General features: G+C 61.0%; 5 protein-coding genes. All 5 read right to left on the minus strand.

Features of this window, described 5'->3' with window-relative positions; all coding sequences use genetic code 11:
* Positions 1–31 precede the first annotated feature (31 nt).
* Positions 32–6,394 carry a DEAD/DEAH box helicase gene (locus GD628_RS12285; RefSeq protein ID WP_152274895.1) on the minus strand — a complete coding sequence of 2,121 codons (6,363 nt, stop codon included), beginning with the start codon at positions 6,392–6,394 and terminating at the stop codon, positions 32–34.
* Positions 6,395–11,035: an Eco57I restriction-modification methylase domain-containing protein gene (locus tag GD628_RS12290; protein WP_152274896.1), complete on the minus strand. Its 4,641-nt coding sequence runs from the start codon at positions 11,033–11,035 to the stop codon at positions 6,395–6,397.
* Entirely contained in the window at positions 11,035–13,908 is a 2,874-nt protein-coding gene (locus tag GD628_RS12295) for a helicase-related protein (RefSeq protein ID WP_226802522.1), read from the minus strand. The genes GD628_RS12290 and GD628_RS12295 overlap by 1 nt, the downstream gene beginning before the upstream one ends.
* A 67-nt stretch (positions 13,909–13,975) precedes the next feature.
* Positions 13,976–15,847, minus strand: coding sequence for a DUF262 domain-containing protein (locus GD628_RS12300; RefSeq protein ID WP_152274898.1), 1,872 nt, complete (start codon positions 15,845–15,847; stop codon positions 13,976–13,978).
* A 91-nt stretch (positions 15,848–15,938) separates the two neighbouring features.
* Entirely contained in the window at positions 15,939–16,673 is a 735-nt protein-coding gene (locus GD628_RS12305) for an EcsC family protein (protein WP_338083421.1), read from the minus strand.
* Positions 16,674–17,505 lie beyond the last annotated feature (832 nt).

Genomic DNA, 17,505 nt, shown 5'->3' on the forward strand with positions numbered 1-17,505 from the left:
CTTCTGCCTTATCCACGTCACCAACGCCATATCAATCCCCCACTGCCTCTAGAAGTTCCTGGATTTCATCGATATCGGTAGCTGTTTTCCAGCCGGCGGAGGCGAACTTGGCCCGCGATTCGTCGTCGTAGGCCAACGCAACCTGGACCTCCGGCCAGGCAAGATCTGCCACCCAGCCGTCGAGCTCGTAGCCCAGCTCCGGCAGCCGTTGCAGACCAGCCGCTTCAAGACGAAGCAGGACAACCTTTTCCGCTTGAGTGGCATCGGCGAGCAGCTCCTGCCAGTCGCTGCCCACAGCTTGGGCGGCTTCACGCTGGGCCGCTTCAGCGTTCAGGTCGCCGGCATTCACGCTGGACAGGACAGATCCGATCGTCATCCCGAGTGGTTTGAAAGCCAAGAGATTGGATAGCTGGAGCCAACTCCGCCACGATTCTTCATGTCCCGGAGAGGACAGGGACTCATCCCGATCATCCAGGCAGAGCCCCACCGTCACAGCAGGAAGGTTCGACGGTGAGCCGGCTGCCGTGAACCCAAGACTTCCCGACTGGTAGCTCCACCCAGTGCTGTCACCAGGCGTTAGCGGCACCTGGACTCCCTGCGCCAAATCTCGTGCGTGCGCATACACGGCGTCCCGATCAGCAGGTTGCGGTTTCTGCTGCATCAGCATCAACGGCACCAGCTCGGAAAACTTTTGCCAGGCCTCGGGGTCGGGGCGGTTGACCCATTCCCACAGCATGGAGACCGCATCGCGACCGAGCTGGTTCATGATGCCGACGTCCACGGGATACTTCGTCATCAGCTGGGCGTTCAACTTCTCATTGACCCAGCCAGGCATGTTAACGGGCGCATCAGGTCCCGCTTCGAACGCCTTTACGTCGTCCCAGGTGATCGCCCAGGGAATGACGGCGGCAGAAAGCTCGGTGGTGTGCCGCAGCCGGTTCCGTTTCTCGGCGTCGTCAGCGATCCGGTTGTGTTCCTGGCTGGCGTGGAACTTGTGTCCGTCGGTGTAAACCGCCAGGACAGGGAAGTTAGGATCCGCCGGACCACGCAGGAGGAAGTCCGGACGAGTTCCCGCTACGTCTGCCTGCGGTATCAGCTGCCATTGGAAGGACTGCCCGGGGATTCGGAACGTGATGGTGTCAGCCAACGCACCCGGCGTCACCTTGATGTGCGCGCCCACATCCTTGAGCCGGTCCGTCCAAGCCTTACGGAAAAGCTTCTCCAGGAAAGACTCCGTGCTCTCGTCCAGGACCGGTACTTCCTCGGTCACTTTCCAAGCATCGAACGACGGCGCTGCATCGGTTTCGTCCTTCCCCACCAGAAGCAGCTGGCGAAGGATCCTTTCGGCCGTAGCCCGGGCAACTTTATCGACCTGCCATGGCTCCGCATGCGGCAAAAGACACTGGTGGCAGGCCAGCCGTTCCTCGTTCCGGCAAGGACAGTCCCTCACCGTTGTCCACGCCGCGTTCAGGAGCTGCCAGACCCGTTCGGGGTCCCCGAACTCGGCAAGGTACCCGGTGCCGCCGGGAACCTTGTCATGCAGCAGCAGAGCCGGCCGGTTGTCCTGGTAGACGGGGTCGCTGATGCGCAGCACACCGAGGTGATCCGGGGCGCCGCCCAGAACTTCCTGCAGGCCAAGAAGGACTGCCGCCTGGAGGCTGGGAATTGCGAAGTCATCACCGAACGTCACCTCAGGAGGAAGGTGCAGCACCACGCCCTGGGTGCTGAGCTCCCGGGCCAGAACCACATCACGGATGCTCTCCTGGTCCTGCTTCCGGTATTTGCACCAGAACCGGTGCTCGGTTGGCTTGTTTTCCTTGGCCGCCTGGTCCAGCTGGCCGCAGTAGGAACACAGCCGAAACATCGGTGCCTTGACCTCGTCGCCGGCAATCAGCCGGACGCCTCCATTGGAGGCGGTGCGTCCGGTATTGAGCCAGCGGATGTCGATGCGGTTCAGGTACTCGGCACCGAAATCCAGGCCATCAATAAACCAGCGCTTCTGCAGATGCTGTTCATCAATATCCGCTGCGGCCGCGATGGTGAAGCGCTCCCGGACGCGGTTATCCCGGCGATCATTGATCGCAGCTTCATCCCGGCGAATCTCCGCGGAGACCTTCTTCATCAGGACGACGTTAAAAACCTGACCCATGTCCGCAATGGCGCTGGTCTTGCAGCGCAGGCATGTGTCCACTGGTTTGCTGGACGCCACCTCTTTGTTGATCCACCCGCAGTTGGGGCAGACCTGCCACTGCATCACGTTGCTCTGCTGCGGACCGAGGTCAACGGCGTCGATCTGGATCTCCATGCCCTGGGCATAGAACGTGGCCCCGGGAGCAAACTCGCTCAGCGCGACGGAGGCACCCCGGTTGTAGGTGACCGTATCCGTTTCGAATTCCTGGGTGTCCGCATCTTTCCAGGAAAGACCCACGTCCAGGCTGACTGAATCGTCCAACAGCGTGTAGTTCGGGAACACCCCGTAGGCCTCGAGGACGGATATCCAGTAGTCCCCGCGCAGCTCCATGAGCTGCCCGCCGATCATCCGCAGTGTTGCCTTGGCGGTCCGAAGTGCCTGAGGAGCTTCGGATGACGAATCACCCAAACGTTCCGCATCATCAGCGGCCTTCTGCAGTTCGGGCATGACGGCGTCGATCGTCTTGCGTCGAGCCTCCAGTTCCTCGATGTCAGCCTTCCACTGCCCTGAGGCACGGACGAGGTGACGGGCCAGATCGCTCGGCTCGCCGCCGTCGTGCTCCGTAGCCCAGGCAACCAGACGACTCCGGCTGGACTCGGACAAACTATCGCCGAACTGGCCCAGGAAGTCCTGCAGATACGCATCGGCGTTGGCGGTGGCATCCTGGATCAGGTCACCCAGGTATGACCCCGGCTCAACACTGCCCAGGGCATGGATAGCCTCGCGGGGGTGGCGGCGGCCCGAGTCGCGGGCGAACCGGTCGGCAATATGAGCAACGTACTGGCGGGCCAGGATTTCCTCGGCGTCCAGATACGTGGCCGGGGGCTGAACGACGCCGTTGATGACGGAGAGTGGTTCGTTCAACTTGGGCAGATGTTCGCCGCGGCCCTGGACGAACGCCAGAACCAGGGAGTTTCCGGTCAGGCGGCCAGCGCGGCCCACCCGCTGCACGTAGGACGCCACGGAGGTGGGCAGCGAAGCGAGCATGACGCAGGAGAGATCTCCAATGTCGATGCCCATCTCCAGGGTGGGCGTCGCAACCAGGACGTTGGGTGCCTGCGGGTTTTCGGACCCGGATTTGAACTGGGTCTCGTAGGTGATGCGTGTGGCGTCATCCAGCAGGGACGTGTGTTCCTTCGCTACCACACGTTTGCTCTCCTGCGAGGAGTAGAGCTTGCGGTAGAAGTTTTCCGGATGGCCTTCGGCTCGTTCCAGCTTCCCCGGACAGCGCACCAGTGTGCAGGGGGCTCCCTCAAGCTGGTCGCAGACCGTACGGCTTCCCGGGGTTACCGCGTGGCATACGGTGCAGGCCAGGACGTGGTGTTTGTTTTTCAGGTCGTCGGAGTCGGGAGGTGTGACCAGGATCCTGTCGGCGTCCAGCCAGTAGATTTCCGCACCGGACTCTGTACGGGATGTTCCCAGCACCTCGTCCTCGGCCAACGCGAGGATGAGCGCTTTGGCCAGGTAGGCGCTGTCTGCCGTCGGGACGCCCAGGCAGCGCGAAGTCCAGCGGGCGTACCAGGACGCGGTGGACGTGACCGAGTCGAAGTTCTCCGCCGTCGCATCGGCCTTCCCAATCCGGGGGAAAGTGGGAGCGGACCGCCCGGCCGGGAACGCGGGCATGCCCTGCCCCTTGGGACGGCCGCCCCAGATCTGCCAGCGCCTGCCGTCCTTAGCGATGTAGTTTTTGAGCCAGTCATGGTAAATGCCGCCTTGCAGGCGCACGCGCTCAACGGTTCCCCGGACCCACTGCAGCAGCTGTTCGGGGGTGGGGGCAGCTTCGCCGAGCATGGTCTGGTGCTGCGCGGTCTCCCAGGCTTTGCCCGCGACGGTGAGCATTCGCGTGGGGCTTCCGGCATCGGTTTCGACGGCGACTGCTCCGGTGAGCTCCAGGGTCCGGCCGGTGCGGGACTGGAGTCCCAGCTCAAGAATGGCATCGAACTGCAGACGGCGGCGGACATACTTGCGCGCGGTGGTGCGGGCCGACGGCGGAGAACCAGGACGCCAGAAGGGAACGAATTCCTTGCGGTCCGCGTACTCCGGAGCTATCAGCTGGTACCGGTCGGCGGGCGTTGAGGCGCCGGAGATGGCACCCTCAACAACCTCGGTCAACGTCCTGACATCATCCCCCAGCGCCCGCCGCAGGGCCGTGCGGAGGGTCATGGTGTGCGACCGGGCCTGAACATAGCCGGCCTTGTGCGCTGCGTCCTGAACACTGTCGGTGAAAACCAGGGCCTTCTTCTCCGCCTCGTGGAGACCCTGTGCGCCGAAGAGGTTGGAGATGGTCACAGACAGCAGGGTGGAGATGGCGCTGCCCATAAAGGCAATGCCTTCCTTGGCCAGGCAGGCCGGGCAGACGTCCTGTTTGGACTGGTCGTCCGCGTCCTGTCCGGCGAGCATCAGGACGGGAATGATGCGGCCCTGCAGCAGGTCGACACTGTCGTCCACGGGCGGGGTCTTGGACAGGCTCCGGTTGGCCGTGTGGAGCCAGTAGAGTCCTTGGATTCTCTCCGCACCGTCCCTGTTGAACTCGACGGCGTCGGCTTCGTCCGCGGCTGAAATGAGCGTCCGGAACCGGGGATTGTTCACCAGCCGGGATTCGCGGACCTTGGAGTCGTCCAGTTCCAGATCCATCCCGGTGGGAGCCAGGAGGGCTCCCCAGCCGTGCCGTCCGCAGTGCCGGCAGTAGAGCGCGGGAAGGAACATGGTTTCGGACTGGTCGACGCCGTCGTCGGCCCAGCGGAACTTCGGGACGGTGTCCACGGCACTGTCCACCCGGGACATTTCCCGGATCCAGAAGTGCGTCTCCACGGTCAGCGCCTTCATGCCGTACCGGGCGCGGACATGGCTCAGCAGCGCGATGACGTGGGAAAGGAACTCTTCGACTGCGCCGGTGGGCAGGGCGCGATTCGCAACCTGGGCGGGGAATATCGCCTCAGCCAGGGTGGAGAGTGCGACGGCGTCGGTGGCGTTCGCGAGGAGGGCGCCTGTCAGGGGATGAGTTCGGACGGCATCCAGCAGATCGTCGGGAGGCGTTTCGATCAGGGCAGCGAGTACCGGTTCGATGACAGCCTCGACATCCTTACCCTCCTCCCGGAGCGCGGCGACCTCAGCGTTGGTTTCGGCGATAGCCAGGCTGATGGCTTGCAGGCTTTTGTTCTGTGCCGCGCCGGAGCCATGAGCAGCCCAGCCTTCCGCGCTTAGCCGGGATTCAGTGATGACCGCTTCCGGCGGGAATGACTCGCCGAAAACTGTTTCGGCAAAGTCGAGCATTGTCTGCGGGTCACCCCCGCTGCCGAGCGTTGCGGAGGTGGCGACGGGTGTGGCGCGGCCCAGCGGGCGGGCGCGGTCCTGCTCGGTGAGACCGTGCGGCGCGTCTGTGAGGTCGTCCGGCCAGTAGCTCTTCAGCGTGAGGCCAAGCCTGCGGAGCAGCATGGCGACGTCGGTGCCCTGCGCGCCGTCGTAGGTGTGGAATTCGTCCAGGACAACGTACTGGAGGCTGAGAGCAGACTTTGCCCAGAGCGGTGCGTCGTCATGGCGCAGCAGGAGCATGTCCAGCATTTTGTAGTTCGTCAGCAGGACGTCCGGCGGGTCTTCGTGGAAGACGCCCCGGTCATTGATCAGTCCATCCGGTGAGACCTTGGTCCGCGGGGTGTCTTTCTGCCCCGTGTAGAGTCCGGCGGTGACTCCGCTCAGCTCCGGATAGGTAGTCAGCATGTCAGCGAGACGCTTCGCCTGGTCGTTGGCGAGGGCGTTCATCGGGTAAAGGATGAGCGCCTTGATGCCCATGATCCCGTCCTTCTTGGCCCGCAGGACGTGGTCGAGGATCGGGTAAAGGAACCCCTCGGTTTTGCCTGAACCGGTGCCGGTGGTGATCAGGGTCGGTTCTGGCCGGCGGTATCTGCTCCTGGCTGCAGGCGTGAGCGCTTTGCTGCTGAGCCGTTGGAAGGCCCGTGCCTGGTGGCCGTAGGGCTCGAAGCCCTGATACCAGTCGAGGCAGTCCCGCCAGCCCGGTGCTGCGCTCTCGAAGGGGAGACGAAGCCGAATATACGGGCCTTTGAACAGGCCCTTCTCGGGGTCGGAGAGGAAGTCCTGGATCGCCGACTGCGCCCCGGTATCGGTGAGCGCGAAGGTGGTCGCCAGGAAGTCGGACAGTCCCCTGCGAAGGTCCTGGCTCTGGCTTGTAGGAAGGAGTTCCGACATTTAACTCTTGTCCCCCAGCAGGTTTTCGAAGTGTGCGTAAGCCTTACGCATATCCTCTTCCCGGTCAAAACTCCGGAACGGGAAGTCGAACACGTACTCGACGCCGCTCTGCGGATGGGTCCATGTGCGCTCTTCAAGGGTCAGCTTTTCACCGACCTTCCGGTAGAGCCGGTTTATGTCTCCTGGAACCTTGCGGCCGTTGGCGTCGTAAAGATCGTTCTGCTCGTAGCCGCGGAGAACTGGGAACTGGGTGCGGTAGATGGTGCAAAGCTCGTCTGCCGAGAGGCCCGTGTCTAGTGCAACCATCGCGTCAAGCTCCACTTCCGCCTGTCGGCGTTCGGATGCTTTCCTCAGCACGAACTCAGGTTTCCACGCAGAGCCGAGTGCACTCTCCCAAGCTTCCGCATAGATGCCCGTAGTGCAAACGAGTTTTGCCGCCCGATCGACCAAATGTGGAGCCAGCGGGCTGCTTGGGTCAAACTTCGCCAGCTGCCCGACCAGCATGAATTGAATCTCGCTAGAACCGGACGACTTGATAAGGAAGTCCATTGGAAGGGACGCGAAATAAGCGAGTTGTCCCAACAACACGGTTGGAGAGTCAAACGGACCTACCGAATAAACCGGATGGACGTGCGCGGCGCCCGGCGGAATAGGTGCCGCATGGAGAGTTCGCTTCCCAGTGGTGGCAGCCATGCGACGCCATCCGAGCCGAAGCTGGTTACGCACCGAAGTTGGATTGCCGTCGGTTCCAAGCCAGGTGCCATAATCCCTCCTGTAACGATCGGGATCGCCGACAGGCTGGTAACTGGTCCTTGGAATGAAATTGTCGGGGAGGGCCTCTAGATCGATCTCGGTCCAGTCCAGGTTGTTCTTCATCGTGGGATTTGGCTGTTTGGCGAAGGGATTGGCGACGGTGAAGTGCGGTCCCTGGAGAATGACGTCATCCCATGAATGCGGAACAGCCGAGCCGACCTCAAAGTAGCCCTTCTTGCGGTCGGTAGTTTCATTCCATCCCGATGAATACTGCAGTCCCAGGTCGCGTACGCGGGGAGCTTTGCTTAGTTTCTCGAGGACACGGGAACTGGCACGGTTAACTGGATACACCATTCGTGCATGGAGGGGCGGGGTACCGGGCTCGTCCAAGATGTCTGCCCACACCCTGAGAATCTTCTCGTCCACCCGGATAATTCGTTCTGCATGTGGACGTGTGTCCCAGTTACCGTCCACATCCTTCAGCCCTGGGACTTCTCCAGATCCGTCGTGAACCTCTGAGCGCGCGACAGTGTCCGGGTGGTAAAGCGATGTAGCCATTCGGAATTCAGGGGACTCTTTTGGCGCTCCGTAAACGTGCACTCCGTAAGTGACCAGATGGTGAATCTCGAAGAGCGACAATTCGTTGATGAACTGCCAATGCCTGCGGAGACGCCGATACGTCTCAGCTCGCAGGTGGGCAGCCTTCTTTTCAGTAAAGTGCGATTCGGGGTGAAGGAGCGCGACAACTCCTTGCCGCGAACTCGACCTCCACGTCCGTTCCATGAAGGATCGATAGAGGTCGGGGCGAAGTCCTGCCACAACGGGATACGTCGCGGGTGAAGATAGGAAGGCACGCACCGCTTCAACACTGGCTGCCTGATCAGTCATGAAGTTTCGCTGGCCGTCGTCCGCCTTGGCCTGCTCTTTCTTGGATTCCTTGGTAGCCTGCGTCTGTTTGTCGTTGAGCTGCCACCACGGGTCGAACTCCGCATAGATCGCATTCTCGTCCCAGTCAGGTCGCACCCACGGTGGGTTTCCCACCTGAAGATCAAAGCCGCCACGGCCAAAGACTGCAGCGAAGTCGAGTTCCCAGTGGAAGAATCCCTGCTCCTTCGCCACGTTTTCGCAGACCCGCAGCCATGGGTGCTGTTCCAGTACTGAGTCGATTTTCCGCACCTGGGCAGTGCTGTGGTCGAATGATTCGATGCCCTCAAGCTCGCCCCACGATGCCATAGACAGGACAGAAGTCTGACCCGAAACCCTGTATTTCGACGGCAAATTCTCTTTGGACGTCTTCCCCAAGATGCCCTCCAACACCGAAATCCACTCTTCCAATGTGGGCGGTTGTGAACCCTCCGTGGCGGTCTCAGTCAACGGCCAGAACCAGAATGCGGTCCAAGCATCCATGACGCGGCGCAGCCGCTGGTACGAGCCGTCGGGGTCGTTCAGCGAGGCCTCGATCTGCTCCCGCGTCACAGCCTCACGCGGTTGCCGTGTGGCTCCGTCGACGCGGTCCGGGGTTTCAGCCTTCCCGAAGTACTCGATGTCCCGTCGGGCTTCCGTCCCGGCGACCTGGAGCCGGCGAAGGGCCAGCTTCCACAGAGACTCCACTCGTCCGCTGAGTCCCACCAGACGGTCGATCTGTGTCTTTGTCGGTTTGGCCTTGATGCGGGAACGCCAGGCCTTGAGCTCCTTCTGGGCTTCGCCCGCCAGGTCTTTCACTTCCTTGGCTTCTGCAGCTGCTCCCCATCCCTCGGCCGGCAGTAGGAAGTGATGGATGCGTGAAACCACCTGAGGGTCGTCCGAGTCGTTGGCCATCGCCTCTACGAGACCCGTGAGTGGCGCATCCGAGGGTTCTGATTTCAGCCACGACTTATCTGCAATAGAGGCACGTGAGTAGGTGGCACGCCGCGAGCCGATCAACGAGTTGCCCCGACGAAGGCGCAGCCCGAACCAAGGAGCCTGGAGGCCCTGGACCATCGTGTCCAGCCATAGGGACACTTCGGCCAGTTCCACTGCGGTCGAGTTCAGGTCCACACCGTGCACTTGGTGCAGCGCAATTTGCGCCTTCACCCGCTGCAGCTGCTGCTGGTACTCTTCGGCAGGGATCTGAACATCGAGTTCGGCCTGCTTGCGCTTGAGGTACTCGTCGGCAAGTTGTCGTACGGCCTCGATGGCGAACGCTCCGGATCCCAGGGCTGGCTCGCAGACGGTGAGGTGGAGGATGTCATCGGCCAGGGTTGTCTCGCCGTTCTGGTCCAGCAGTTCCTCCAGGGCCTGGGACACGACGAACTTGGTCAGGACCTCGGGCGTGTAGAAGGACGCCGACTGCTGGCGCTCCCGGCCAGCCAGCCGGAAAACAAACGAGCCCTTCTCATGCCGGACAGGTTTCTTCTCCCCGGTGAGCTCGTCTTCTGCTTTAACGAAGTGCTTCGGATCGATTGAGTCGGCCCGGTCCACCGGGACAACCCAGGAGCCCTTTTCAGGGTTACCGTCCTTCGCCACTTCGTACAGCGGTTCTGCGGCGATGAAGCCGGTGTAGGACATGAGCCCTTCGTACACGGCGCCGAGCTGGTTGATGCCCAGCTCCGCATAGGAAATGAAGCCACGGTCCTTGCCGCGGGATTCCTTGCTCAGCAGCAGGTTGCGCAGCACCCGCTGAAGTTCCGAATTGCTGAGCCCCACCTCGTTGATGAGCGAGGTTGCTTCGGGCTGGAACAGGTCTGCCTTCAGCGGCTGGAAGACCAGGCCTTCGTTGTCCCCGCTCGCCTGTTCCATCTCATCGGGAGACATCCCCCGAGCCGGAGCGTGGCCGCCGTCGACAAGCCGGAAGAGCAGTTCCAGCGAATCATAGATGTGGGTGCCCCGCTGGGTTTCCCGGGACTGCATGTTGACCAGTGTCAGTTCACGGAGCCGGTCCAGACCGTATCCCTCGCTGTATTCGCCGGCTCCGACGGGAAGCACTCCCATTTCCGGGGAAGCCTCCGCGTAGAGCAGGAACAGGATCCGGTAGAGGAAGCGCAGGGACTGTTTGGCCAGAACCTGGCCATCGACGTCGTCCTCGGGAAGACCGCGGGCGGCGCGCCGCTGCAGGACGTCGTTCGCGATGATTTCGATGGAGCGGCGGATTCCTTCCCGCAGGTCCTGCGAGACGCCGACGGTGTGTTTGACGGAGGACTCCAGGACGGTGTCCCACCACATGGATCCGTCCGGGGCGGGCATCAGGGAATCCCTGCCGAAGATGCTTAGGAACCGGTCGGTCTCGCCGTACTTCTTGGTGTCGTTCCGGTCCGCGACGAGCAGTGCGTCCGCGGCGAGGTAGCGGCCTTCAGCCCAGCGTTCGGGCTCGGTGAGCACCATCCAGCGCCCGGCCATGATCACTACAAAGCGTGGAGCCTGCTCAGCTAGGTAAATCTCTGACACAAGCTTCGCAGCGGTGAGGTCGGTTTCCTTGCCGTCAACAAGCACCCTGCCCAACGGCTGAACGGATGAAAGAACATCTTCAGGGGAATCAGCGGGCTTCGCTTCGAGGAACAGCACCTCGGACTGGCCTGTTGACCACACGCCGGCGACCGTAGTTTCGGTGCCGCTGCGGTTGAAGGTGGCGGCCGCCGTCGTTCCCTGGAATCCCAAAGCGCGGCGCAGCACGGAATAGGCTTCAGCGGCTCCTGACGGGTCTTCGGCCAATCCGGTCAGAAGCGCCTGCAACCGTCCGCGGACCTCGGCGAAACGGGTCAGCGTTGTCGGGTCTCCGTCTTTGGCCTGTTCGTCCCACGACTTGCGGAGTTTGATGACCTCGGCCTGGTAGGACTCCTTGGTGGAATCCGTGGTGAAGAAGTGCTCACTGATCCAGTCCTCACCGACAACAATCGAATCAAAAGACGGCATTACTGGTTAGCACCTTCCAAAGGAGCGGCAGGGGTATTGCGCGGGACAACCACAAGCAACGGGCGGACCAGCCTCTGAGCTGGGGCCAGTGACTGGGCAACACGTTGCTCCTCGGTCACGCGTTCCCGCTGCTTCCGGACTTCGCCGCGCTGAGCCAGCTCGAAGGATTCCTGCGTCCAGCCGTGCGCGCGGCTGGTCCAGGCATCGAGCCGGTCGCTGGCCTGTTTCGCAGCTTCAGCGAAGGTGAGTTCGAGGTTGTTGGCGGCTTGTTCGACGGCGTGCGGCAATAGGTCCTGCAGACCTGTGAGCTGCACCGGTCCGGGGTTGGTTGCCTTGGCATGGACACCAATCTCTGCCAGGTGCCTGCCGATATCCGGAATGGGCTCGGCGATGCAGAAGTCCGGGCTCTGCGGGTTGGGGAATTCCACACCGATGAAGGCTTTGGACACCACCTGCCCGCGCTGGTTCATCAAGGTTCCCATCAGCAGGACCTGTGGAACGTCGACGTCGCCGCGGACCGCCAGCACCTCGCTACGGGACATTGAGGCGAGGGCCCGGTCGCTGGCCCAGTCCAGGACGGGGTGCAGTGGCCCGAGGTAATGGGCTTCGGGCCAGCTCATGGTGTCCGACTCACGGGCGCGGTCCAGTTCCCGGGTGCCGGCCTGCACGTTCGTGGCAAGTTTGAGCTTTTCGGTAACTTTCCGTTCGGACAGGTAGTCCTGGGGCAGGTAGCCGAGGCGGTGCTGCAGGTCAGCGGGCGGCTCCAACTCCGCGATGCCGTGGCCGGTGTGGACGGTCCAGCCCAGTTTCTTCTGCGGGTCGCCGAAGGCTTCGTTGAGTGCTTCGTCGAGGAAATCCAGGTCCGTTGGATAGAGGCCCAGCGGCTTTTCCAACGGGACGTCCGGGATCGTTTCTGCGGCGTGGTCCTTTTGCGTCTCCGGGTTCAGGACAGCGTCGAGGAAGTCCCAGTCGTCGTCGTCCATTGCCTCAGGATCCGGGACCGTGTCCTCGAAGTCCTTTTTGCCCATCAGGACGTCGCGGATGGCGTCCTCTTCCTTCTTTTCGCTGTACTCCCCCATCAACGAGGCGACGTCGTTGAGCACGGTGTGGGCTTCGTGTTCGCGTTCCATCAACCGGGTCAGGACCTTGATGTCGCCCGAGAACCGGGTGTTCGCCGGGTTCAGCAGGAGGGTGGTGATCTGCGGTTTGTGGCGCTGGCCAAAGCGATCGATGCGCCCGTTGCGCTGTTCGATACGGATGAGGCTCCACGGGATGTCGAAATGGATCAGGTGGTGACATTCAGCGTGCAGGTTCACACCCTCGGACGCGACGTCGCCGGTCACCAGGACGCGCAGCGGGCTGTTGCCGCGCTTGAACTGGTCCACGATGCGCTGCTGTTCAATGTCGCTAAGTCCGCCGTGCAGCAGACCGATGTTCTCCGGCTTGAGCCCCAGGGCCTTGGGGAGTTTGTTCTGCAGCCATTTAAGCGTGGCGACTCGTTCGGCGAAGACGACGGCACGGGTGTTGGAGCCCTTAGCGACGCCGATGCGTTTGAGGTAGCTGACCAGTTCGTTGTATTTCGCGGATTCTCCGGTGTTGGCTGTTTTCGCCAGGTTCTGCAGGCGCGTGAGTGCTTCCGCTTCTTTGGCCTCCACCGGGGAATCGGCGTCGAGCTTTTTGAGACGTTCGGTGACGGTTTCCAGTAGCGCGGCTGGGCTGGAGAGGAAGGCTTTTGCCAGGGTCCAGGAGAACAGGGATCCGTTTTGCCCGGAGTGGGGTGCTGGCTTGCCGTCCGGGTAGAGCCAGACGTCAGAGAGTTCGTCGGCGATGGCGTTTTCAGCGGGCGATGCCGATACGAGGCGGTTGTCCGGTTCTTCGCGTTCGGCCCAATCTGCTCCAACTTCCTGGGCCACTTCCGGGCTGTGGCGGTGCCGGCGGATGATCAGGTTCTCGACCTGCTTGGCGTCGAAGCTGCCGTCGGGGCGGACGACGGTGGGGTCCAGGAGGCGGAGCAGCTCGGCGAAGGATTCGTTGCGGCCGTTGTGCGGGGTGGCGGAGGCCAGGATCAGTGCCTCGGCGTTGGGAGCCAGGATGCGGGCCAGCTCGTTGTTCAGCGTGCCGGTGTTGGTGAGGTTGTGGGACTCATCGATGACGACGGCGTCCCACTGCAGTTTGCCCAGCTGGGCGCGGTAGCGGGCGCTCTTGAGGGTATCGATGGAGATAATGGCGCGCTTGTAGTACGTGAAAGGGTTGCGGGTGGCCGGCAGTTTCTGGCGGACCTTCTGGATGCCGGCGGAGTCTAGCCGTACGAACGGCAGGGCGAACCGGCACCAGAGTTCGTGCTGCATCTGTTCCAGGACGTGGCGGGGCGTGACGATGAGGATGCGGTCTCCGCGGCCGCGCTTGACCAGTTCGCTGAGGATCATGCCGATCTCGAGCGTCTTGCCGAGGCCCACGGCGTCGGCGATCAGGATGCGGGGGCGAATGTTCTTCGTATCGAGCGCTTTTGCGACGGCGATCTGCTGGTACTTCAAGTTGCGGGAGAGCATGCGGGTGGAGACGGTGAGCTCTTTGGCGGACTGCGGCGTCGGCGTTTTCCGGAGCGTTGTTTCCAGGAAAAGGCGGGCCTTGCGGTAGTTCGGCGTGTCGTCGGCGACGATCTTGGACTTCGCAGGGTCGACGACCTCGATGTCGTCGAGGCCGGAGTAGAACGCTGCCGTGGTGTCACGGACCAGTTCTGTCAGGCCCTGGACCCTCACCAGGGTGCCGTCGATGGACGGCTCTGCCGCTGTGACCAGCCATTCCTCGTCCCGAATCCTCACCACCGAGCCCGGTGCGACGTTGAGCTGAGTTCTTAGCGGTGTAGTGGTCAAGCTGGTCTCCTGCATAAGTGTGTATCCCCCTGAGTCCATTGTCTCGTACGAGAGCGGACATGGGTTCCTAAGAGGTCAGAGCTCCCGGATGAGTCCATGCAGCGCAAATGGCCTCCGTTAGCTGGACTGAACGTGCTCGAATATCGGTTTCTGTCCACACAGCGGGATGGTCGTCAACTATGCCCTTGTTGATCGCGAGGATGCTGAAATCACTCAGCATGCTCCTTTTACCTCTGCCTGCGTCCTTTCCCGTTGGCGCCACTTCCATCGCCTCAGCATCCGTCCACGGGCGATTAGATAGGGCCGCGTTCAGACGCTGGGTGGTGAGGGTCAGATTACCCAACGTGTGAATCAACGAATCCCGCTTTTTCTCTGCATCGGGTTCCGTAGGAAGGTTGTTGAACCAGTGGGAGCGCCAGCCGCGGGGCATTACGTGTTCCACCTCCAGACCGTCTGGCAGTGTCACGTTTTCCTGTCTGGAGTGCCTCAACTGTTTCTCGACTTCTGCGAGAACAACACGCAGGCGTGATTGCCGCAAATTCCCGTATAGCCTTATGCCGGGAAGCTCCTCAATCATCTGCTCATCGCTGGGCCACTCACGGGAGTCTGCAGATTGGGCCACGAGAAACTGAACCACCGACGTCCCGCAGTTTTCCATAGGTACACCGTTCAGTTCCTTCAGCAGGCTCACCATCAGCCTACTTATGTCCTTACTGGTACGGCGAAGTAGTGTTCGGCGGACCGCCCAGCTCTCCAAAGCGCCCAGCCCCAGTTCTATCTGCTCCTGGGGCACCTGATGGTTAGGCGACAGCATCCAAAGCAACAACGGCGTCGTTGCACCGAGCTCCAGAGCTTCGATCACCCGACGGTAAAATCGGCCCTGCGGAGATTCGTCGCCAATCTCAGCGAATGATCGGAAGATATCGGCATCCCGACGGAGGGCACGAATGAATTGAGTTCCTGATTCACCGTCCTGCATGTGTGTAGTTGCGTATTCCTTGAACCGCCGGAAGACCGTATCGCTGGGAATGTCGTCCTGAATCCGCATTATGAGCCAATACTGCAGAAAGATATCAATTCGCGAACGGAGAAGCCGGCCTTGGTTTATTTCCTGCCGCCACCACTCCTCGTCAAACGGAAGCCAATACTTCTCAGCCCATGTGTCTACATCTGCTTGGGCCCTTTCACCTTGCTGAAAAACCCAGTTCTTAATAAGGTCAGCAGCTAGCAGCGGTGTTCCTCGGTCGTTCAGCGTCTCAAAAATAAGCTGGTCGTCATCAGTCACACTTAGATTGATCGCCACTAGGTGCAGTTGATCACTCAGGACTTTAGCTAGGGCGGAAAGGCGATCGTAAACCTGAAACGTTTGCTCTTCATCGACGGACAGGGCCCAATCAGAGATCGCATCCTGGAAGAAGGTATGGGCCTGAACAATTCTGTGATCCTGAAGTTGCAGGTCATCCTCAATCGTCCGGTCCATCGCCGCTTCAAACGCATCCCGGTCAGCCCTTGACGGCCACAGCTTGAAGCGGTTGCTCGTGCCTTTGAACCTGCGCGAGTCGTTTACGACCAGTTCTTGCAACGCTTCAGCATCGTCTTCGTGTCCATGGGCTTCTACGACTAGCTGAGCCGCATCTATGAGAATCTGCAGTGTGGTCATCCTTTGCTGCCCATCGATGACCTGCGACCTCGCAAGGTCACCAGCGGTGGCTGACACTTCCTTGATGACGACTGCACCCAGGAAGTGAGGGGACATGCCTCGAAGTTGACCGTCATTGGATGCTGCGTCAAGGACAGACTCGGCCACACGGCAGACGTCGTTCCACAACGGCGCCCATTGGTCCTCTTCGCTCCATACATACGGCCTCTGAAACGCCGGAATTTCATACTGAACTTTGGAATCAAAAAGGTCTCTGGGCGTTACTGCTTCGGCCTTCAACTATCTATCCTCATCTTATTGTTATTTCCGCTTGCAACCGCCCATCTTTCCCGCGCACGCACCCTACGACAAGGATGAGCGGGGGCGGGGTTCAACCGATCCGAGGTCCACCTGCCTCCGCGAGCTCGTCAAGGACACTGATGGATACATCAGTGTCGCCATCGACATTCTCAGTTAGATCGGGGAAGACCGTGGTTCCAGGCACGAGATCCGGATACTTTTCCATCAGGAAACGTCTGCGATAGGCCAGGTCAGCTGCATCAACTATTGACTCCAGAGTTGCCCAGTTTAGGCCACTGCCAATGACGATCCCTGCCGCTGGGACGATCTTTCCAAGCGACTGTTTAGTGAAACGAGTGGCGTATGCCTTGGCAAACTGCTTGGACACTTTCGTGACTATGGATTTGTCGAGAACAGTCCATGCCTTCCCACGAACAAGTGCCTGCGTTAATCGTGAAACGTCCGCCATTGCCGTATGCTTTGCAGTCGCCGACGCTGCTGTACCAGCGTTGACCACAGACATAACGAAGAGCTTTTCGCTAGGATCCTCCGGATCATAGCCATAGAGCAATGCGACGTGCCCAACGGAACGAGACGCCAGCCCCAAAACGATTGCGGCATCACCGGAAATAGCTCCAGCAACTGCCGCGGCAGAAGGGGCCGTCGCGGCACCAGCCGAAGCAACAACCACCAGCGATCCGCCTGAAACGACTAGACCCGCACCAGCCCCCGACACGGCTGCTGCGATCGGATAATAGAGATTTAGCCCCCGTCCCCGAACGGCATCAACTTCCTCCAAGTCAAGACGACGCAGGTCTGAGAGCACTGATACTTCGTGTCCACGTTTCTGGTGCCTCTCCACCACACGGCGGGGAGACAGCCCGACGCGAGAGGCTCGTGCGAGCATTCGAGTCACGGACTGAACGACTGCACCGCTCCAGTCAGTGACTCCCTCTGGTACGACTTCCTTCGCATTTCTAATACCCGTTTGAAACGCGCGAGTACCCTTATCGACCGCGTCTTGCCCTCTGTCTACCAGCGACTGTGCCCGAGGACGACTCTCAAAATACTGTGCTGCCCTCTTTCCGACGCCAGCGGAACTCTGGGCAGCCTTGAGACCTGCCCTTTTCACAGCTTTTGAAACGGGGCGAAGTTTGGGCTCCTGGAGCCGACGCCATGCGTCAACCTCGTAGGGCGAGGGATTCATCATGTCGGTAACTATATGTGGCGTGACTGGCCCCTACCCGTATGCCGTCCAGTGAGTCCGGTGTTCGGCGCTGCGTTAGTTGACATGGAGCGCAGCCGGCATTTATTACACGTCAGCGTTCGCTATCGGCGTGGCCTTAGCAAACACAAGATCTCGAACAATCTAGACTCGCGCCCATGGATATCCTTGCGACACTCCCGTCGACTTTCATCGGTGCGTTCTAAGGAACTTTTGCAGCGTTCCTTTCGGAACGCCTACTGCGGATCCGCGATGCCAAGGCCGTACAGACGGCCGCACTAAACAACCTAACTACAGATCTCCATCTGCGTAGGGCATTGACGGTTATCACTCCAAGGAGGATTCCAACCGGGCCAAGCGACGATAGGAAATTTGCGACAGACGCAATCCTGCAGATTCGGAACGGGATCCGAGAAACGAGGCTTGCTCTCCG

This window comes from Arthrobacter koreensis (assembly GCF_009193255.1).
Lineage (GTDB): Bacteria > Actinomycetota > Actinomycetes > Actinomycetales > Micrococcaceae > Arthrobacter_B > Arthrobacter_B koreensis.